Origin of the sequence: Dysgonomonas sp. Marseille-P4361 (assembly GCF_900343125.1) — a bacterium.
In the GTDB taxonomy this organism is placed as follows: Bacteria; Bacteroidota; Bacteroidia; order Bacteroidales; family Dysgonomonadaceae; genus Dysgonomonas.
On record NZ_OPYL01000003.1, the window covers coordinates 63,355 to 84,844 of the forward strand.

Annotated in this window: 16 protein-coding genes; 6 read left to right on the top strand and 10 right to left on the bottom strand. The window is 35.5% G+C overall.

Annotated elements, in window-relative coordinates; all coding sequences use genetic code 11:
• Window position 1 precedes the first annotated feature (1 nt).
• The 5 genes from DHU68_RS06635 to DHU68_RS06655 form a co-directional block, all read right to left on the bottom strand.
• Window positions 2-1,297 (bottom strand): folylpolyglutamate synthase/dihydrofolate synthase family protein, encoded by a 1,296-nt coding sequence (locus DHU68_RS06635; RefSeq protein ID WP_108822204.1) that lies wholly within the window; start codon window positions 1,295-1,297, stop codon window positions 2-4.
• Window positions 1,298-1,313: 16 nt separating this feature from the next.
• Window positions 1,314-2,678 carry a DNA repair protein RadA gene (gene radA, locus DHU68_RS06640; protein WP_108822205.1) on the bottom strand — a complete coding sequence of 455 codons (1,365 nt, stop codon included), beginning with the start codon at window positions 2,676-2,678 and terminating at the stop codon, window positions 1,314-1,316.
• Complete coding sequence (locus DHU68_RS06645) at window positions 2,672-4,504, bottom strand: trypsin-like serine protease (protein WP_108822206.1); 1,833 nt, start codon at window positions 4,502-4,504, stop codon at window positions 2,672-2,674. The genes radA and DHU68_RS06645 overlap by 7 nt, the downstream gene beginning before the upstream one ends.
• Window positions 4,501-5,022, bottom strand: coding sequence for a shikimate kinase (locus DHU68_RS06650; RefSeq protein WP_108822207.1), 522 nt, complete (start codon window positions 5,020-5,022; stop codon window positions 4,501-4,503). Before DHU68_RS06650 ends, DHU68_RS06645 begins: the two co-directional genes overlap by 4 nt.
• Before the next feature lie 183 nt (window positions 5,023-5,205).
• Window positions 5,206-6,036, bottom strand: a complete 831-nt coding sequence (locus DHU68_RS06655) for a TerC family protein (RefSeq protein WP_108822208.1) — start codon at window positions 6,034-6,036, stop codon at window positions 5,206-5,208.
• Window positions 6,037-6,214: 178 nt separating this feature from the next.
• Between DHU68_RS06655 and DHU68_RS06660 the strand changes: the two genes are divergently transcribed.
• Both DHU68_RS06660 and tilS read left to right on the top strand, forming a co-directional pair.
• The gene (locus DHU68_RS06660; RefSeq protein WP_108822209.1) at window positions 6,215-7,441 is read left to right on the top strand and encodes an HD domain-containing protein; all 1,227 of its coding nucleotides are present in this window, start codon (window positions 6,215-6,217) and stop codon (window positions 7,439-7,441) included.
• An 11-nt stretch (window positions 7,442-7,452) separates the two neighbouring features.
• Complete coding sequence (gene tilS, locus DHU68_RS06665; RefSeq protein ID WP_108822210.1) at window positions 7,453-8,769, top strand: tRNA lysidine(34) synthetase TilS; 1,317 nt, start codon at window positions 7,453-7,455, stop codon at window positions 8,767-8,769.
• A gap of 14 nt (window positions 8,770-8,783) precedes the next feature.
• Here tilS and nadC read toward each other — a convergent pair whose 3' ends face one another.
• From nadC to DHU68_RS06685, 4 genes are all read right to left on the bottom strand, one after another.
• A complete protein-coding gene (gene nadC / locus DHU68_RS06670) occupies window positions 8,784-9,650 on the bottom strand; it encodes a carboxylating nicotinate-nucleotide diphosphorylase (protein ID WP_108822211.1) in 867 nt (288 codons plus the stop codon).
• Window positions 9,637-11,220 carry an L-aspartate oxidase gene (gene nadB / locus DHU68_RS06675; protein WP_108822212.1) on the bottom strand — a complete coding sequence of 528 codons (1,584 nt, stop codon included), beginning with the start codon at window positions 11,218-11,220 and terminating at the stop codon, window positions 9,637-9,639. The genes nadC and nadB overlap by 14 nt, the downstream gene beginning before the upstream one ends.
• A 20-nt stretch (window positions 11,221-11,240) precedes the next feature.
• Complete coding sequence (gene nadA, locus DHU68_RS06680; RefSeq protein ID WP_108822213.1) at window positions 11,241-12,245, bottom strand: quinolinate synthase NadA; 1,005 nt, start codon at window positions 12,243-12,245, stop codon at window positions 11,241-11,243.
• A gap of 193 nt (window positions 12,246-12,438) precedes the next feature.
• Window positions 12,439-13,647 carry a hexokinase gene (locus tag DHU68_RS06685; protein WP_108822214.1) on the bottom strand — a complete coding sequence of 403 codons (1,209 nt, stop codon included), beginning with the start codon at window positions 13,645-13,647 and terminating at the stop codon, window positions 12,439-12,441.
• Window positions 13,648-13,980: 333 nt separating this feature from the next.
• On the opposite strand from DHU68_RS06685, the gene DHU68_RS06690 reads away from it, so the two are divergent.
• From DHU68_RS06690 to lipA, 4 genes are all read left to right on the top strand, one after another.
• Window positions 13,981-15,096, top strand: a complete 1,116-nt coding sequence (locus tag DHU68_RS06690) for an efflux RND transporter periplasmic adaptor subunit (protein WP_108822215.1) — start codon at window positions 13,981-13,983, stop codon at window positions 15,094-15,096.
• A 47-nt stretch (window positions 15,097-15,143) separates the two neighbouring features.
• Window positions 15,144-18,200, top strand: coding sequence for an efflux RND transporter permease subunit (locus DHU68_RS06695; protein ID WP_108822216.1), 3,057 nt, complete (start codon window positions 15,144-15,146; stop codon window positions 18,198-18,200).
• Between the two features lie 23 nt (window positions 18,201-18,223).
• A complete protein-coding gene (locus tag DHU68_RS06700; RefSeq protein ID WP_108822217.1) occupies window positions 18,224-19,540 on the top strand; it encodes a TolC family protein in 1,317 nt (438 codons plus the stop codon).
• Between the two features lie 100 nt (window positions 19,541-19,640).
• Window positions 19,641-20,480 (top strand): lipoyl synthase, encoded by an 840-nt coding sequence (gene lipA, locus DHU68_RS06705; protein WP_108822218.1) that lies wholly within the window; start codon window positions 19,641-19,643, stop codon window positions 20,478-20,480.
• 246 nt (window positions 20,481-20,726) lie between these two features.
• Here the strand turns inward: lipA and DHU68_RS06710 are convergent, their stop codons facing one another.
• Complete coding sequence (locus tag DHU68_RS06710) at window positions 20,727-21,488, bottom strand: TIGR03915 family putative DNA repair protein (protein ID WP_108822219.1); 762 nt, start codon at window positions 21,486-21,488, stop codon at window positions 20,727-20,729.
• Window positions 21,489-21,490: the final 2 nt, after the last annotated feature.

Consider the following 21,490-nt stretch of genomic DNA (forward strand, 5'->3'; position numbering starts at 1 on the left):
TTTATTGCCCCAGCTTAAAATATTCTAAAGCATCGGCAATAACAAAATTACTGCCTCCGATAAATATAAAATCATTTGGTCTAGCCCAATCTTTAGCAGCTCGTATAGCTTCTTTTACAGTTGCATAAGAATAGCCGGTTAGACCATATTTTTGCCCCATTTGTTGAAGTTGTCGCTCATTCATTGCACGTGGTATATTCGCACGTGTAAAGTAGAACACTGCTTTGCGTGGTAACAAAGAGAGAACTGTTGAAATATCTTTATCATCGACCATACCTAAAACGATATGCAAAGTCTTATAACGCTCATTTTCGAGTTGTTCAACAATGTATTTAATACCTGCAACATTATGTCCTGTATCGCAAACTATTTTGGGGTTTAATTCTTGAATAACTTGCCAACGCCCCATCAAGCCTGTCAGTTCGCTAACATATGCAAACCCACTATAAACAGCCTTGGATGGAATAGTATAACCAATCTTCATTAATTCGCGAATAGAAGCGACAACTGTTACAGCATTTTTGATCTGAGCATAACCTGATAGTTCACCTCTTAGATGCATGTAGTATTTCATATCGAACAACCAACCGCTAGCTGTCTTAAGGTGAGAGATCATTAAACTCTCATCTTCAGCAAAAATAATTGGAGCACCAACTTCCGCAGCTTTTTCTTCGAAAACTTTTCTTACCTCTCCCTCTGCTTCCCCTATAACAATAGGAACACTATGCTTGATAATACCTGCTTTTTCTTTAGCTATTTTTTCGGCTGTATTACCTAAAAACTGCATATGATCGAGGCTTATATTAGTAATAATACTCAGGTCGGGAGTAATTATATTTGTGCTATCCAACCTCCCACCTAGTCCTACTTCGACAACTGCAACATCTATTTTCTCTTCTGCGAAATATTGAAATGCCATCATCATTGTCAGCTCGAAGAAAGAAGGCTGAATAGGTTCAAATGATTCTTTGTGATTTGCTACAAAATTAACGACATAATCCTTAGAAATCTTCTCTCCATTTATACGAATACGCTCTCTGAAATCAATTAAATGGGGTGAAGTGTACAAACCCACTTTATATCCTGCTTCTTGCAAAATAGCAGCAATCAGATGAGAGGTTGATCCTTTCCCATTTGTACCTGCTACATGAATAGTCTTATATTTAGTATGAGGATGAGAAAAATAAGCATCCAATGCCAGACTATTATCTAAACCTTCTTTATAAGCGATCCCCCCTATTTTCTGATAAACAGGTAACTGACTATATAGATATTCTAATGTTTCTTCGTAATTCATCGTTAATATAAAATATTTACCCAAATAATTGTCTGAAAGCCTCTTCTACTTTTCTTACTTGTACAATCTCAATATTCACTTTCGATGTAAAACCTTTCAGATTGTTTTGAGGTATGAGTATTTTTGAAAAGCCTAGTTTTTCAGCTTCAAGAATCCGCTGCTCTATTCTATTTACAGGGCGAATTTCGCCGGACAAACCAACTTCTCCTGTCATACAAACATGTTTCTCTATTGAGATATCTAAGCTGGATGATAAAACAGCACTGATCACAGCTAAGTCCATAGCCGGATCATTCACTTTCAATCCCCCTGCAATATTAAGAAAGACATCTTTCTGAATCAACTTAAAGCCTGCACGTTTTTCCAAGACAGCGAGCAACATATTCATACGCCTCAGATCAAACCCCGTGGCTGAACGTTGAGGAGTTCCATATGCGGCTGTACTTACCAAGGCTTGTGTCTCTATCAAAAAAGGACGTACCCCTTCAATAGCAGCCGAAATAGATACACCACTTAGTCCTTCATGGTTTTGTGTAAGCAGAAGTTCCGAAGGATTGCTTATTTCCCTCAGTCCATTCTGGCGCATTTCGTAAATACCAAGTTCGGCTGTACTACCAAAACGATTTTTTATACTCCGCAAAATGCGGTACATATAATGTTGATCACCTTCGAACTGCAAGACTGTATCTACAATGTGTTCCAACACTTTCGGACCTGCAATACTCCCTTCTTTATTTATATGTCCGATCAAGACAACAGGAGTATTGGTTTCTTTGGCAAATTTCAAAACACGGGCAGAACACTCTCGCACCTGTGAAACACTTCCGGGCGATGATTCTACATTCTCTGTAAAAATGGTCTGAATAGAGTCAATTATAACAAAATCGGGTTTTAGATTTTGAATATGAACAAAAATCTGTTCTAGATTAGTTTCGCAGACAATAAAGCAATTTTCGCTATTCGAGTTGATCCGATCTGCACGAAGCTTTAGCTGTCTGGCACTTTCTTCACCTGAAATATAAAGTGTTTTAACTTCATTCAAGCCCAATACTGTTTGTAGGATCAAAGTAGATTTCCCTATACCGGGTTCTCCTCCAATAAGGACTAATGACCCTGGGACTAAACCTCCTCCTAGTACACGATTCAATTCTTCGTCATGCAAATTTATTCTAGGCTCTTCTCCTGTTTCAACATCTTTCAGAAGAAGAGGCTTTGCCTTTGTTGTCTCAAATATACTGGAACTGTTTTTCGCATTACTGCTCTTACTTATAATTTCTTCTACATAAGTATTCCACTCACCACAGACTGGACATTTCCCTAACCATTTTGGTGAGTCGTTTCCACAGTTGCTGCAAACATATACGGTTTTGGTCTTTACCATATGATTTTCTCCGTTCTTTTTATACCATTATGAGTTTTTATCTGCAAAATATAAACACCTCGTCTTAGTATATTTAGATTCAAAATGTGACTTTTCTCTTTAAGGTCATTTTCTGCTAAAAAGACATCTCCATCCAAGTCTACTAATCGTACTTCTTTCAGTGTATCATCTTCCTTGTACACGTTAATGCTAAGTATTTTATCATTCACATCTACAAAAATAAAATCAACAGGCTCATTTATTGAAACATTAATCTCTCTCTGATTTCCTTTTCGATCTGTCACTTGAACAGTAGCCTTTCCTAGTTTATGAGCAGTAATAGAAATTACATTACTCTCGAGTGTAACACTTGCAATGCTTTCATCTGTAGATGTTACAGAATAGCCACCATTTCCTGCCAATATTTTTATTGTAGACTGGTCATCAACAGTCATATCAACCTTATATCTTTCTAAGATGATTTCTTTTGTTGCATTCTCATTGTTATACAAACCACTAATCCTTTCCGGATTAACACCTTTAGGATCTAGGTATTTATTCATATGTGCATTAGCATCTTGATATTGGTCCCAATGATACCAGAATTTACCATAATAATCAGGCAAGTATGGTGTTGTACAATTACCGTCACCTCCACTTAAAGTACCAACAATCAAACCATTTTGATTGAAAATAGGACTACCCGAAGAACCTCCTTCTGTAGCTCCTTCAGAATAATAGACAAGCCAGTGAGTCTTTTTTGTTGTATTATTATACCACGGAGAGGCGACAAGTGGTTTATCATAAAATGTAATTTTCTTTACATCTCCCAATGGATGATGTATAATCGAACCTGTTTGAATATTATTCCCTATATTTTCTCTATCCCATCCATTAAAATATACATCCCAATCTTCCGGAATATTTTCTGAGAGCTTCAACAAAGCGCCATCACTTCCATCTTTTAAGGGATTAAGGATAAGAAGTTCCGATCCTTTATGATATTTATAGATTGGTAGAGTTGTTGTCTCACAGGTAGGAGATTCATATTCAAAGAAAAACTCAGTCTCTTCAACCTGCTCTTTTGTCATATTCTCAAAACAATGTTCTGCTGTAAGAACATATGGTGTTTTATCATTAGCTGTGTTATTTACTAATGAGCCCGAACATAGAAAAGTTCTTCCATTGCTTTTTCTCATTCGAAGCTGTATAACTCCTTTTTTTTGCGCTTCCCAAAAATCAGCTTCAGGGCAATTGACATTAGTCATACAAGAATTAGCATCTGTATCAAATCCGGATAATTCTTTATCTTGACTATCTGTATATTTATATCCTATTTCTTTTATATGTAGTTTGGGTTGTTCTCCTTTTAAATGGGAGACATACTCTAAAACGACATTATCTCCTTTCAAACCTTCTAAAGAATAAGTTCCTCCTTTAGGATTGTCATGATGAGTAAAAACAATTTTTTGGGGTAAATTCTGGTTATAAGCGTATAATTTTGCTTCAACAGGTAGTTGAAAATCTTCGAAGCTTACAAAAAAGCCTTTTGCGTCAGGAACTTTTATCGAAAACATCCATGTATCTTCATTTTCATCTGATAAAATCCATGTTCCTACAGTATCTGCATTAATATTTAATTCGTAAAGTTTTGCTTCGGGCAATGGTCTACCTTTTTTCCAATCTTCAAGATCAGAAACAGAATATTTCGTTTTTTTCTTATCTATAAGAAGCTTAACTTCTGTTTTATCATCATTTAAAACATATGATTTTGTTTGAGAAATCAGATTTCCTGTTATAAAAAAAACAGTACATACTAGAAACAACCTAAAGTGATTATACTTCATATTTTTTTTATTAATTGCTGTACCAATTGATCAATATCCTCTTTTGTTTCAACTGTTCCCGTTTCGAAAACAACTATTGCCTGAGAGTAAAATGGCTCTCTTTTACACAAAGAATCTATAATAAAAGCATTTAACTCTTCTTCATTTTTATCCTTGATCAAAGGACGCTTATCTTTATTAATATTTAATCTGGCAGATAATATATCGGCCGAAGCTTTCAAATATACAGTTGTCCCCGATTGATTCATGTATTCCATATTATCAAAAAAACAAGGAGTACCTCCACCTGCTGAAATAATTACGTTTTCAAACTCACCTACTTCTCGCAGCATCTTCTTTTCAATATTACGAAACTCTGACTCTCCTGCATCTTGAAACAATTGATTAACTGTTTTCTGAAAACGAGCCTGAATAAAATGATCCAAATCTATAAAATCAAGATTCAGCTCTTTAGCCAATTCTCGACCTATAGTTGTCTTTCCGGCCCCCATGTATCCAATAAGAAAAATTCTCTTCATCTCAAAACATTCCTAATTTACAAAAATAAGAATAAAATATATAGAATATGAATGAATGAATCTAAAGATTTAGAATTGATAAAGAAATGAGACAAAATAAAAAGATAGACATCAGTAAATATAAAAACAAAAAGGGCATCACAATCGCAATACCCTTTAGTTATATTATTTAAGAGAGCAATACTATTCCTCGTCTTTTAGTATTTTCGAATCTCTCAATTCAACAGGATCAGCTTTCTTTCTTAACTTCATATTTAAGAACTCCACCAATAACGAGAATGCAATAGCGAAATAAATATAGCCTTTCGGTATTTCTCCGACAACTGAACCGAATACGGATATTTGGGACAAATGAGCCGATTCGACAAGTAGCATCACCCCTATCAGTATCAAGAATGACAAACCTAACATCTGAATAGTCGGATGTTCGTTTACAAAACGACTAACAGGTTCTGCAAACAAAAGCATTACTAATACTGCCATAACAACTGCTGTAACCATTATTGTCATTGCTCCTATATATCCGAATTCCGAAAAACTTACTAACCCAACAGCAGTAAGAACACTATCGAACGAGAAAACTATATCTAATGCTACGATCTGTAAAATAACGCCAATAAGACCACTCTTTGTTTTTCCTTGTACTGCAACATTGCTCTCGCCTTCTAGTTTGTGATGTATTTCTGTTACGCTCTTATACAACAAAAATAAACCTCCAAGACCTATAATTATACTCTGACCCGACAGAGAGCCATCGAACCAAGCAGTATCGAAAGAAAAGATAGGTTTTGTCAATTTCATAAGCCATGAGATACAGAACAAAAGAAGAATACGAAAAAGCATAGCCAAGATCAAGCCTATTCTTCGGGCTTTAGGTTGTTCGTTTGCAGGTAGCTTCGACGACACTATCGATAAAAAAACAATATTATCGATCCCTAATACAATCTCAAGAAAAGCTAATGTTAATAAAGCAATCCAGGCACTAGGTAGAAGAAAAGTTTCTAGTATTTCCATATGTGTAACTGTGTTAATTATTTGCACACAAAAGTATAAAGATTTTATATTAAAAGACTTTTTTATTTAATATTTTACTCCTATATAAATTTTTATCCGGCGTTTTTCAGATATAGATGTTCACTTTTTCTATGTATCTTTGATTTTAAAATAAATTACAAAAGAGAATTATCTCCTTATGAGTAATAAAAGAAAGATTATCAACGATCCTGTCTTTGGGTTCATCACTATACCAAATGATTTTTTATATGATATAATCCAGCACCCCTATTTGCAACGGTTGAATCGAATCAAACAAATGGGACTTGCATCGATGGTTTACCCTGGTGCTCAACATACACGGATGCATCATTCAATCGGAGCAATGTACCTGATGAATGAGGCTATTAATATTTTACGATCGAAAGGACAAGATATTACCGAAGAAGAGGCCAATGGTGCTATGGCTGCTATTCTTCTGCACGACGTAGGACATGGACCTTTTTCACATGCACTTGAATACACGCTAACCGAAGGCATTCATCATGAAGAATTTTCTCTCTTGTTGATGGAACATTTAAATAGAGAAATGAATGGACAATTGGAGACATGTATTTCTATCTTTAAAAATGAATATCCAAAAAAATTCTTGCATCAATTAGTCAGCGGACAATTAGATGTTGATCGTCTGGATTATCTACGTAGAGATAGCTTCTTTACCGGGGTGACAGAAGGAAATATAGGTTCGGCTCGTATTATCAAAATGCTGGACGTTAGAAATGACAAACTTGTGGTAGAAGCAAAGGGAATATATTCTATTGAAAACTTTCTTACTTCCAGACGTTTGATGTATTGGCAAGTATATTTACATAAGACTGCTGTTGCTGCCGAAAAGATGCTCATCAAAGTATTAACCAGAGCTAAGGAGCTTGTATCACAAGGAACTAAATTATTTGCATCACCAGCCTTATCTTTTTTCTTAGAGAATGAGGTTAATGATAATTTCTTAAGACAGGACAAAGATATAGTTTTACATCACTTCGTAAACCTGGACGACAATGATATTTGGTGTGCGCTGAAAGTATGGGCTTCGCATTCAGATATTGTACTTTCCAAGCTTAGTTTATCGCTTATTGATAGAATTTTATTTAAAATAGAAATTACAGATACACCTGCTTCTGAAGACCAGAAACAAGAATATATTTGTAAATATGCTTCTTTATTTGCTATTAGCAAACACGAAGCATCATACTTTTATTCTTCTGATGTAATTTATACCAATATGTATAACGAAGCTGACGACAGTATTGATATTCTGTATAATGATGGAACTATTAAGGACATTTCGGAAGCCTCTGATATGTTAAACATACAACTGTTGTCGAAAAAAGTTGAGAAATATTATTTCTCGTATCTAAAACTATAAAGCTAAAGACTATGAATGTATCTCTGGTTGAACAATATATTCTAGAAAACGGGCTGCTCCAAGGAGGAGAAAAAGTTATCGTTGGGGTCAGCGGAGGAGCCGATTCTGTAGCTTTATTAGATATTCTTCATAGTTTTAAAATAGAGTGTGTTATAGCCCACTGTAATTTTCACCTCAGAGGAGAAGAATCAAATAGAGACGCCTTTTTCGTTGAAGAACTTTGTAAAAAATACAATTTAAAGTTTGAACGAATAGACTTCGATACAGAAGCTTATGCTGAAATAAACTCCATTTCGATTGAAATGGCTGCCCGAGAATTAAGATACGAATGGTTTGAAAAACTGAGGGTAATACATCTTGCTGATAAAATAGCCGTAGCTCATCACAGAGACGATTCTGTAGAAACTATTTTACTAAATCTTATTCGAGGAACGGGGATAAAAGGTCTGACCGGAATTGCTCCGATGAATGGTAATGTTATTCGCCCTCTACTTTGTGTAAGTCGTGATGAGATATTAGAATACCTGAAGGAGAGAAATCTCAACTATGTTGATGACAGCACAAATAGTGAAGATTTATACAGCAGGAATAAAATAAGATTAAATATCTTACCTATGATGGAAACTATCAATCCATCGGTAAAGGGTGCAATTATAAGAACATCTGAAAACCTTAAGCAGGTAGCAAACATATATTACATGTATATGACGCAAGTAAAAAACGAGATTTTCAAAGAAAATAAAATAAATATAGGCATGCTTATACAGTATGCCGAACCGGAAGCCATACTATACGAATTATTATCACCATTTGGCTTTAACCCTGCTACAATTGGACAAATATTTGAATCTTTCATAAGCCAATCTGGAAAAATATTCCATTCTCCTACTCATGAACTATTAAAAGATCGAGGATTCTTTATATTAAAGAAGAAAGAAACACTTCTAGTTGATAGATTCACTATACATGAGGATGACATTACTATTTCTTATCCCATAAGGTTGCAAATAGAAAAATTCCCTATGACCAATGATTTTGCTATAGAAAAAAATCCAAATATACTTTATATTGATTCCGGCAAAATTGAATACCCTTTAACCCTTAGACACTGGAAAAATGGAGATTGTTTTATTCCTTTTGGAATGAAAGGGAAGAAAAAAGTAAGTGACTACTTTACCGATCAAAAATTCAGTCTGTTTGACAAAGAAAACACATGGTTGTTATGTTCGGGCGAAGATATTATATGGATTGTAGGTAAACGTTCGGATAACCGATATCGCATAGACTCCAGCACAGCTGAAGTCACTAAAATAATAGTTATCCCATAGCTTATTTTGTGTTTTTAAAAAGCTTTTAAACTCAAATCTATATTAGGGGCATCATAAATAATGGCTCCGGATGAAATATAATCTACTCCAGTCTCAGCAATAGCTCTTACTGTCTCTTTTATGATCCCTCCCGATGCTTCTATTTTTACACGGCCATCGATCAATTTTACAGCCTCTGTCATTTCTGCAATAGACATATTATCAAGCATGATAACATCAACTGCATTAGTAGCTAAAGCCTCCTTTACTTCATCCAAATTACGAGTTTCAACTTCTATCTTCAGGTCTTTACCTTTCTCTTTCAAATATCTGACTGTGGATGCAACAGACTCTGTAATACCTCCTGCATAATCATTATGGTTATCTTTCAACATAATCATATCGAACAAGCCATAGCGATGATTTTTACCACCACCTATATAAACAGCCCATTTTTCACACATACGGAAAATAGGTGATGTCTTGCGAGTATCCAATATACGGGTATTTGTATCAGCCAAAAGAGATACCATTTCATTCGTATAGGTTGCAATACCACTCATTCGTTGCATACAATTAAGAACGATTCGTTCCATTGTTAATATGGATTGAGCCGAACCTGATACGATGAAAGCAATATCGCCCTCTTTCACTTCATCTCCGTCATTTTTCAAGACTTCAATCTGAAGATCTTTATCATAATAATGAAATATTTCTTGAGCTAAATCTACACCGGCCAAGATACAATCATGCTTGATCAAAAGTCGGGCTCTTCTTTGTAATCCAGATGGAACACTAGCCAATGTTGAGTGATCCCCATCGCCAATATCTTCCTTTATTGCTGCTGCTATAAAGCTATATAGTCTATCATTGGTTACGTACGAAGGTCTATTTTTTTTCATCCAGATCTTTATTATAAAATGTTCCTCTATTTTCTTCTTGCTCTATGCTTTGAGTTATGATAAGATAGGCTATGCTTGCCAAATTCCTCAGTTCAGACAATTGAGGTGATAATACAGAAAAGTTATATATCTCTTTTACAGAACGATATATTTCTTCTTCTTTTTGTTTTGCGAGTTTAAGACGGGCATTGCTACGGACAATCCCAACAAGGTCACTCATCAAAGTTTGAAGCTCTTTTCTCAGATAATTAAGTAACACCATTTCTTCATTCACTTTCATTCCTTCCTGATTCCATTCTGGAATTTTATGAAGCTGCGTATAATTGAAATTATCTTCACTCAAGCGTTCTACAGTTTTTAATGCCGCTCTATGTCCAAAAACTAATGCTTCCAGTAAAGAATTAGATGCTAATCTGTTTGCTCCATGAAGTCCTGTATTAGAACACTCTCCTACTGCAAACATATTTTTAATTGTACTCTGACCAAATAAATCGACATCAATACCTCCACATAGATAGTGGCTGGCGGGAACAACTGGAATAAGATCTTTGAACATATCCAATCCCGCATCTTGACACTGTTTGTATATATTGGGGAAATGCTCTAAAAATTTCTTCTGGTCGAGGTGGCGACAATCTAAACAAACATAATCGTCTCCTCTCAATTTCATTTCACTATCGATTGCACGAGCTACAATATCTCTCGAAGCCAACTCTTCCCGATCATCATATTTGTGCATAAATGGTTCACCCGAAGCCGTCCTTAATTTTGCTCCAAAACCTCTGACAGCCTCTGAGATCAAGGGTAACTGACCAGCTATAGGACTATAAAATGCAGTAGGATGAAATTGTATATATTGCATACCACTTACTTTAGCCTTAGCACGGTGGGCAAGTCCAATTCCATCGCCTGTAGCAATAGTAGGATTAGTCGTATTCTTATAAACATGTCCACAACCACCAGTTGCCATCAATGTTATCTTTGCCGACATTTTTATGATGCGCTCATGCTCCATATCGAGCACATAAGCACCGTAACAATTTAAGTGATATTTATCGAAAGATTCTCCCGGAATATGATGCTCTGTTATTAGGTCAATAACATAATGGTGATTTAACAGCGTTATATTTTCTTTATCCTTTACTGCCTGCAATAGAGCCCTTTCAATTTCTGCTCCGGTTATGTCTTTATAATGTACAACACGATTTTCGGTATGCCCTCCTTCTCGTCCTAAATCATAATTTGAATCTCCGTTCTTATCAAAGTTTGCACCCCATTCGGCGATCTCTCTGATACGCTCGGGACCTTCTTTTACCACGACTTCTACAGCTTCAAGTTTGCACACTCCATCACCCGCTCGTAAAGTGTCTGCGATATGTTTTTCGAAACTATCTTTCGTGAAGTCTGTTACCACAGCGACACCTCCTTGGGCATACTTTGTATTCGACTCTTCTTCGTCCGATTTGGTTATGATGGTAATACGAGCATCGGGTTGTCTTTGAGCTATCTTCAATGCATAAGATAAGCCAGAGATACCTGAACCTATGACCAATACATCAGTATATATCATTAGTGTTTTATTTAGTCCTCTTATTTGATCGTTTGAGATAATTCAAGCATCTTGTTGATTGGCTTCAATGCTTTTAGTCGGATGTCCTCATCCATTGTTATTTCTGGCAATTCATATTTCATACACAGGTACAATTTCTCCATTGTATTCAGTTTCATAAAATGACATTCGCTGCAGTTACATGAATTATCTGTAGTTAAAGCCGGGATTAGTTTCTTATGAGGTGCACGTTTACGCATTTCGTGTAAAATACCTTCTTCTGTTGCCACAATAAATTCCTGACAATCGTCATTTACGACATAATTCAGCAGATTAGCTGTAGAACCTATATGGTTAGCAACTTGCAATACTGGCTTTTGGGCCTCTGGATGTGCAATCAACTTTGCCTTCGGATTGTCTATCATTTGTTGAGCTATTCGCTCTAAGGAAAATGCTTCGTGAACAATACAAGCACCATCCCAAAGAATCATATTTCGGTTAGTTACCTGATTAATATATCTCCCTAAATTCCTGTCTGGAGCAAAAATAATTTCTTGCTCTTCTGGTAAGGAATTTATGATATGTTCTGCATTAGAAGATGTAACAATAATATCACTTTCTGCTTTCACTGAAGAATCGCAATTGATATAGCTTACAACTATTGCATTCGGATGTTTCTTTTTCAATTCTCTTATACCTTCTCCTGAAGCAGAATCGGCCAAAGAACAACCGGCTAATAAATCTGGGAGTACAACTTTTTTTGTAGGATTTAATATTTTTGCCGTTTCGGCCATAAAATGTACTCCACAAAAAACAATCATATCTGCATCCGTTTTTTCTGCGGCACGTGCTAATTGTAAACTATCACCTAAGAAGTCTGCAATATCTTGAACATCTCCTGTTTGGTAATAGTGGGCAAGAATTATAGCATTCTTTTCCTTACGCAAACGGTTAATTTCTTCCAACAGATTGATACCCTGAGGAATTTCTATATTCAAATAGCCTTTTGTAGGCAGTGCGGCTACTGCTTTTTCATACATCGTCATATCTTCTGATAAAATAAAACTATATCCGTCGTTAAGAACACAAAAATACTTATAAAAAGTGATTTTATAACCATCCTAGATTATATTTTGGCACTCCTCTTTTTCACAGTTTAGATTAAAAATAGCCTCTTCTAAAAGAAAAAGAGTAGAATCAAAGAAAGATCCTACTCTTTTATATTTCTTAATATTTCATTTACGACAATGCTGCTATTGCAGAACCGATAAGGTTAGCATTATCCATTTTTCCTACATGTACAGATACTTCGCTATGTCCAAATTCAGTCAACAGTTTTTGAACTTCATTCATCACTAGCACCTTGTAGTTTTTACCTTTTCTAGATTCACTCCAGAAAAGACTTCCCTCTGCTACTAGTTTAACTCTCTTGATTGATGGATCATGAGATATTAAAACCATAACTAGCCCTACGATTGATGCAGCTACAAGCTTAGCTGATCTCTCATAAATACAGTTAGCAACATCCACATATTTTTTCTTATGAATATCAGGGTAGTTCATTATGCTTGTTAGTTTCTGAGCATCAAATCTATCTTCAACTTCATCGCAAGGGAAAACAGATTTCAAAATTTCTCCCAGATACATACCTGAAACTGCTTTTTCGAAGCGTTGAGCTCCTTTATTATCAGAACAAGCATCTACTTTATCATCAATTGATGTCAAGTGAGGAGGATTAAAGTTTCCAGACTCTAGATTCACTGGAATCAAACCACTTAATTTATAATCAGGATTTAATTTCTTGATTTTATCAGCATTGATAAATGTAGCCATATTAGTTCCTGTCCCTACAATCAGACCAATATAAGCATCATAATTACTTTCTGTAAGTCCTGCAAATAAACTAGCTACAGTATCATTGATCACTTTAACATCAGTAAATCGATCTCCGTTCTCTTTATTCAGATAGTCTAATAGAGGTTTTCCTACAGGCTTTCCAACCATTTCGGGGATATCTACACCTTTTGTCCAACGTAATTGATTTGCATCTCCATTAAGTAAAGACTCTGCTGGATAAGAGAAACAATAACCAATAGGCATTTTTGAATCTATCTTAATTTCTTTAATAGGATCTGCTTGTTCTTTATATAATTGTTCGCTTGTATACCCTGGAGTTTTCATCACTGATAAATCCTTTTTCCATCCATTTTCTGGATGAATAGTAGGTGTTCCATTAGCAAAACTCACAGTAGCTACTCTGTAGTTTGTTCCACCTAAATCAAGAACTAAAGCCTTTCCATCAATACCTGTAGTCTTAGGGTTGATAAATGTAGGAATACATTGGATCTCTGTATTTTCTTTACTAAGTCCAGTTTCTACTTTCGATTGAAGAGATAAAGCTATATCTTTTAGCTGTTTAGTTTTCAGTTTAAATACATTTTTTTTCATAATGCTTGTATGGTATTAATGAGTTTAGTTCATTTTGGTTTACAAATATATAAATCTATTGTTAAAAACTAAATTTATAGTGAAAAGAAATATAGTTTAAGAACATTTTACATATTATGAAATCAAAACATGTAGCTTTTTTGTATTACCTACCAATTAAGATTTTCTCTATAAAAGAAACTATTCTATTCAAAGTAAATTAACCTCTTTAGAAATTTAAGCAATAACCAAATGTAAATTTTACTTAAAAAATAGCATTCAAATTAAACCTTTCAGGGAAACTATTGATCGAATTAGAAATATACATTTAAGCCCATAATTATAATTCAAACCATGAACAAGAAAACCCGAATAATTCTCATTATTATTATTGTTATTTTTATTTTAGGTATGGCTCTTTATCCTAAAATTAAGACCTATATATCCTCTGATGAAAGTATTGATTCGTCTCCTACTCCTCTTAGTAGCGCAAGTGTCAGTCGGAATAGACCTTTAAATGTTAATGCAATGATATTGCAATATCAAAATCTTGATGATATTGTAACTGGAAAAGGACGACTCTTGCCTGACGAAGAAGTTGATTTGTCCTTTGAAACATCAGGTAAAATAACAGAAATTTTCTTTAAAGAAGGAACGAATGTCAAGAAAGGGCAGCTATTGGCTAAGATCAATGATAAACCTTTGCAGGCTGAACTAAAAAAGCTAGAAGCACAAGTTCCACTTGCACAAGATAGGGTTTTTCGCCAAAAGGCTCTCCTGGCAAAAGACGCTGTTAGCCAGGAAGCTTATGAGTCTGTCAATACTGAATTAGAAAAATTGAGGGCAGATATAGAATTAGTAGAATCTCGTATTGCTCAGACTGAGCTAAGAGCTCCGTTTGATGGAATAATTGGTCTACGCCAGGTCAGCGAAGGAACATATGCATCCCCGACCACAATAGTAGCTAAATTAACTAAAATAAGTCCTCTGAAAGTCGAGTTTTCAATTTCGGAACAATATGCTGATATAATAAAGGTAGGCACAACTCTAAATTTCACATTAGATAATAATCTTACTGAATATAAAGGACAAGCCAAGGTATATGCTCTTGAATCTAATTTAGATGTAGAAACATATACATTGGGGATGAGAGCTTTATTTCCAAATACTGGCGGACATATACAACCAGGTCGTTCGGTTAATGTGGAAGTAAAACTAAGAGAAATAAAAAACACATTGGTTGTTCCCAGTATTTCTATTCTGGCTGAAATGGGACGTGACATAGCTTATGTATACAAAGACGGTAGAGCTCAGCAAGTAACCCTAAAGAAAGGAATGAGAACAGCATCATCTATACAGATAATAGAAGGACTTAATGTTGGAGACACTTTACTGGTAACAGGTGTTATGCAATTACGAGATGGACTACCTGTTGTTATTGACAGATTCGTTGATAATGAACAAAAATAATTTCGATGTTAATTAATTACTAATTCTACTTTTATAGAATATACAAAATGACTATATCCGAATTAAGCATAAAGCGACCTGTTTTGTCAACCGTATTTGTTCTTATCATATTCTTATTAGGTATGATTGGGTACACCTATTTGGGGGTTAGAGAATATCCTAATATAGACAATCCAATTATATCTGTTAACGTATCATATCCTGGAGCAAATGCTGAAATTATCGAAAACCAGATAACGGAACCCTTAGAACAGAATATCAATGGTATTCCAGGGATCAGATCCCTTACGAGTAGCAGTAGTCAAGGTTCGTGTAGGATAACAATTGAATTTGAGTTAACTGTCGATCTCGAAACTGCAGCGAATGATGTTAGAGACAAGGTTTCCAGAGCCCAACGTTATTTACCAAGAGATTGTGACCCTCCTACCGTATCGAAAGCCGATGCTGATGCAACACCTATTATTCAAATAAGTATTCAAAGTGAGAAACGCTCATTACTTGAATTGAGTGAAATTGCAGAACTAACAGTAAAGGAAAGACTTCAGACAATACCTAATGTTAGTGCTGTTGAGATCTGGGGGCAAAATCGTTACTCGATGCGCCTATGGCTTGACCCTACCAAAATGGCTTCTTATGGAATTACGCCTATGGATATAAAGAGTGCTGTTGATAGAGAAAATGTAGAGCTTCCATCCGGTAGCATAGAAGGAGACAATATGGAGCTATCTATCAGAACCCTAGGTCTGATGCAGACTCCTGAAGAATTTAACAGTATGATTATCAAAGAAGATAATCAGAATGTAGTCCGTTTTAAGGATGTAGGTACTGCCGAACTAGGTACAGAAAATCATAGAAATATTATGAGAAGAAACGGTGTGCCTGCCGTTACCACAGTAATTATACCACAACCCGGAGCTAATCAGATAGAAATATCAGACGAAGCAATGATAAGGTTGGAACAATTAAAGAAAGACCTTCCCGAAGATGTTTATATTGATGTTGCTTTTGATAACACTAAATTTATCAGAGCATCAATAGCCGAAGTTGAAGAAACTATCTATATTGCATTTGTCCTTGTTGTTATCATTATATTCTTATTCTTACGTGATTGGCGCGTAACACTAGTTCCTTGTGTTGTGATTCCGGTTTCGTTGGTTGGAGCATTCTTCGTTATGTATGTGGCTGGTTTCTCTATCAATGTACTGTCAATGCTTGCTATTGTATTAGCTGTAGGACTTGTGGTGGACGATGCCATTGTAGTCACCGAGAATATATATCTGAAAATTGAAGGAGGAATGAGTCCTCGTCAAGCCGGGATAGAAGGGTCTAAAGAAATATTCTTTGCTGTAATATCTACCACCATTACACTTATAGCAGTATTTTTCCCTATCGTATTCTTGGAGGGAATGACAGGTAGATTATTCCGTGAATTTAGTATTGTTGTAGCCGGTGCTGTCTTAATATCAGCCTTTGTTGCTTTGACATTCACCCCAATGCTTGCAACCAAGCTTCTAAAGAAACAAGATAAGCCTAATTGGTTTTACAGAAAAACCGATCCGTTTTTTCAATGGTTAACACATAGTTATCAAAAAGGCTTACAGCATTTCTTAAACTATAAGATAATTATCTGGCCACTGATAATATTGACTCTTTTTGGAATGTATTATCTTAATTCTATTATACCTTCAGAAATGGCACCGCTAGAAGACCGTTCTCAAATTACAATCAGAACTAGTGGACCTGAAGGCGCTACCTACGAATATAATAGAAACTATACTGAAAAAATAGCTCAGATAGCCGACTCTGTTGCCCCCGAAAGATTGATCAATACCATGCGGGTATGGACAGGTGGAGGAAATATCAACTTGATGCTGCCCGATATAAAAGACCGCAGAAGAAGCCAAATGGAAATAGCGGACGAGTTAGCTAAAGCTGTTAGACCTCAGACAGGAGCTCGTGCCTTTGTTCAACAGCAATCAACATTCGGAGGAAGACGATCTAGTATGCCAATACAATATGTACTACAAGCAACTAACCTGGAGAAACTACAGGAGTTCATTCCTGAATTTATGAAAAGAGTTTCAGAAAGTCCATTATTCCAAATGTCTGACGTAAATCTTAAATTTACAAAGCCTGAAACCAGAATTATCATAGATAGAGACAAAGCTGCTCTTCTTGGAGTAAGTACACGGGACATTGGGCAAACGCTACAATACGCTCTAAGTGGTCAGCGCATGGGTTATTTTTATATGAATGGGAAACAGTATCAAATCTTAGGTGAAATAAATCGTCAACAAAGAAATACTCCTCTAGATTTAAAATCTATTTATTTGAAAAATATGTCGGGAAGCATGATTCAGATGAATAACTTAGTAAAACTAGAAGAAAGTGTTGCTCCTCCACAACTATATCGTTACAATCGCTTTACTTCTGCCACTATTTCCGCAGGATTATCTCCAGGCATAACTATTGGTGCTGGTCTGGACGAAATGGATAGAATAGCTAAAGATGTATTGGATGATACCTTTAGAACGGCACTATCCGGCGATTCAAAAGATTTTAGAGAAAGCTCATCTAGTTTGATGTTTGCATTCGTGTTAGCAATTCTACTTATTTTCTTGATACTTGCAGCACAGTTTGAAAGTTTCAAAGATCCTTTTGTTGTTATGCTAACAGTACCTCTTGCCATTTTCGGAGCATTAGTATTCATGCATTTTAGTGGTGTCACAATGAATATTTTCAGCCAGATTGGTATCATTATGCTTATTGGACTTGTTGCTAAAAATGGTATCTTAATCGTAGAATTTGCGAACCAACGACAAGAGTCTGGCATGAGTAAGCTTGAAGCTATTCAAGGTGCTTCAGTACAACGTTTACGCCCTATTTTAATGACAAGCTTCTCTACAGTCTTAGGTTTATTACCTCTTGCTCTAGCCAGTGCCGAAGGGGCCAATGGACGAATAGCAATGGGAGTTGCTGTAATTGGAGGAATGGTGGTTTCTACCCTTCTTACAATATTTGTTGTACCTGCTATGTATTTATACATATCTACAGACAGAAAGAAAAAGGAAGAAGCTAATACTAATATACAAGAAGCCTTGTAAATTTATTTTTGAATTATATTCTTATGAAAAAGACTATTTCTATTATATTATTTTTCACTTTACCTCTGATTGCTTCAGCACAGGTTATGTATGATCTTAAAAGTTGTATTGAAGTCGGATTGCAACAAAATTATGACATTCGAATAACTCGGAACAATCAGGAAGTATCAGACAATAACCTTACAATAGGAAATGCCGGATATTTACCTACACTCGATTTAACAGCTGGCTATTCGGGAACATCAAACAATACGACTCAGAATTTAACTAACGGCGAACAAAATAAAAACAATGGAGTAAACAATCAATTACTAAATGCTGGTGTTAACCTAAATTGGACAGTATTTGATGGCTTTAACATACAGACAAATCATAAAAGATTGAAACAGCTTCAGCAGATGGGAGAATTGAATACCCGGTTGGAGATAGAGAATTTTATAGCCAATCTCGCTGCTGAATATTATAATTATATACAGCAAAATATTCGGCTTAATAACCTTCAGTATGCCGTTAAATTGTCAAAAGAGCGTCTGCGTATCGTAGAGGCTCGTTATCAAATAGGAGATGGATCTAGACTCGAAATGCAACAGGCTAGAGTTGACTTCAATAGTGATAGTTCTCAGCTCATAAAGCAATACGAAATTTTACATACTTCCCGTGTTGCTCTGAACGAAATGATGGCTATTAGCGATGTTAGCCAACAGATACAAACAAAAGACGCTAAGATCACATTTAATGAGCAGTTAAAACAGAATGAAATTTGGGAAAATACTTTAAGTTCAAACTCTTTCTTATTATTAGCCGAAAAGAATAAAAATCTCAGCATACTTGATCTCAAATCGGCACAAAGCGAAAATTATCCATACCTTAGGTTGAATGCCGGATATGGAATATCAAAAAACATTTATAATACAGGTACAATAGATAATCAGCGCACTTTAGGTTTCAATTATGGATTAACTCTTGGTTTCAATATCTTTAGTGGAGGTAATCGTAAACGTAAACAAAAGAATGCCAGAATCGAAATAGAGAATAAACAACTTCAATACGATCAGATGTTGCTGTCTATAAAAGCTGATTTCACTAATATCTGGATGGCTTATCGTAACAATATTGAGTTAACAAATCTAGAACGAGAGAATGTAGAAACAGCCAGAGAAAATCATGACATAGCGGTAGAACGTTATAAACTTGGTGATCTGGCGGGAATTGAATTACGTGAAGCTCAAAATAGTTTGCTTGCAGCAGAAGAAAGGCTTGTAAAAGCTGAGTATGACACTAAGTTGTGTGAAATTTCACTTATGCAGATTAGTGGTCAGGCAATGACTTATTATGAATAACATAATACTTTGAGTGGAATCAGAAGTTTTTACTCCTTTAATTTTCTATAGAGTACACAGAAATGTATCTTTGTGCATTCACTTTTGAATTCACATATAGATGGAAAGGATTAAAAAACCAGATTGGTTAAAAATTAAGATAGGAGGAGAACGTTATTCCGATACACAAGGGATAGTAGATTCTCACGGATTGCACACAATTTGTTCAAGTGGCAAATGTCCTAACATTGGAGAATGCTGGGGACGAGGAACCGCTACTTTTATGATTGGAGGCGATATCTGTACTCGTTCATGCAAGTTTTGTAACACAAAAACAGGACGTCCCCTACCCTTAAATTCGAATGAACCTGCAAATATAGCTAATTCTATTCAGCTGATGGGGCTTAAACACGCTGTTATTACATCCGTTGACAGAGATGACCTCCCTGACTTAGGAGCACAACATTGGGTAGATACAATCAATAAGATACGAGAAGTAAACCCTTCAACTACTATAGAAGTTCTTGTTCCCGATTTTCAAGGGAAACTTGATCTTGTTGACTTAGTGTGTAATGCCCAACCAGACGTAATATCTCACAATATAGAAACTGTTCGCCGCTTAACACCTGAAGTTAGAAGTGCTGCAAAATATGATGTAAGCTTAACTGTATTGAAACGAATTGCAGAAAATGGATTAAAAGCCAAATCGGGCTTAATGGTTGGATTAGGCGAGACTGTCGATGAGATTATTCAAGTAATGGATGATCTAAGAGCTGTAAATTGTTCTGTCCTAACAATAGGACAATATTTACAACCAACCAGAAAACATCTACCCGTTAAATCGTACATGCATCCTGACGAATTTAAACGCTTGAAAGATATAGCTATTGAGAAAGGTTTTAATCATGTAGAAAGTGGTCCTTTGGTACGCTCTTCTTATCATGCAGAAAATTGTTTATAATTCTTTTCTTTATAATATTGACCTCTTAATAAAATTGAGAGGTCTTTTTCTTGCACACACTGCGAACATCACAAAAACACATATAAATCTATAGTATTCTCAGTGAGTTTTTACGACTAATATTACTTAGGCTTTTTCAAACAGAAAACTTCTATCAAAAGAAATCTAAGGGAAATAAGTAAAGCGAACACATTCTACGCATATAGATATATAATACATTCGCAAACAAACAATAAACACGTTATATTATTGTTTTTCTGTCAGATACTTCCAGAATCGCTTAGGCATGTGCTGACGCTGCAGTTTGAGATTCATTCGTTCCTTTATAGTCATTGATTTGAAGTAACCTTTCCACAATTCTTGGAAAAGTTTTTCATCTTCTGCCATCAGTTTCTCATCCAACTTACCACTTAATAGATGATCATCGCTTTCAAGGATAATTTCTTGCGTTGTAGTCAAATCATAATAATATCCATACTTCCTTTTGACATCATAGATCACCCATTTTTGGTCTGAAAATCGATCTCTGAAATGAGAAAGAGCTAAAGGCAAGGCATTATGTCTAGGCGAAACTGTAGCAAAAAAGATATCATCAGCAGCTTTCTGAAATCGCACAAACTGTTTTAAATAAAGTTCTTCATGCGATACTTTGCGGGCTATTTTATGCATTTGCAACACATCATCATCCGAAAAGTCAGTCTCGATAGATATTTTGGAATCAATCACTTTCTTTATATATCGAAATAACAAGTCATCACTTTCCTCTTCTTCCGATAGCCAGACATAGGATAACATGTTCAATGCTCCTTTTGTCATTTTTTTCTCCAAAGCACTCCACACTCTATCGGCCCTGTCTTGCTGAGTTACTACAGTATATTCTTCCTCTGTAAACATTGGTACCACATCTCCTACCTCCAAAAGATGATCCGGAAATATTTTTCTGCTATATGCATCAAAAATAGCAGTAAGCAGTCCCTCGAACGTTTTATCGTAGAAAAAAACAATCATAC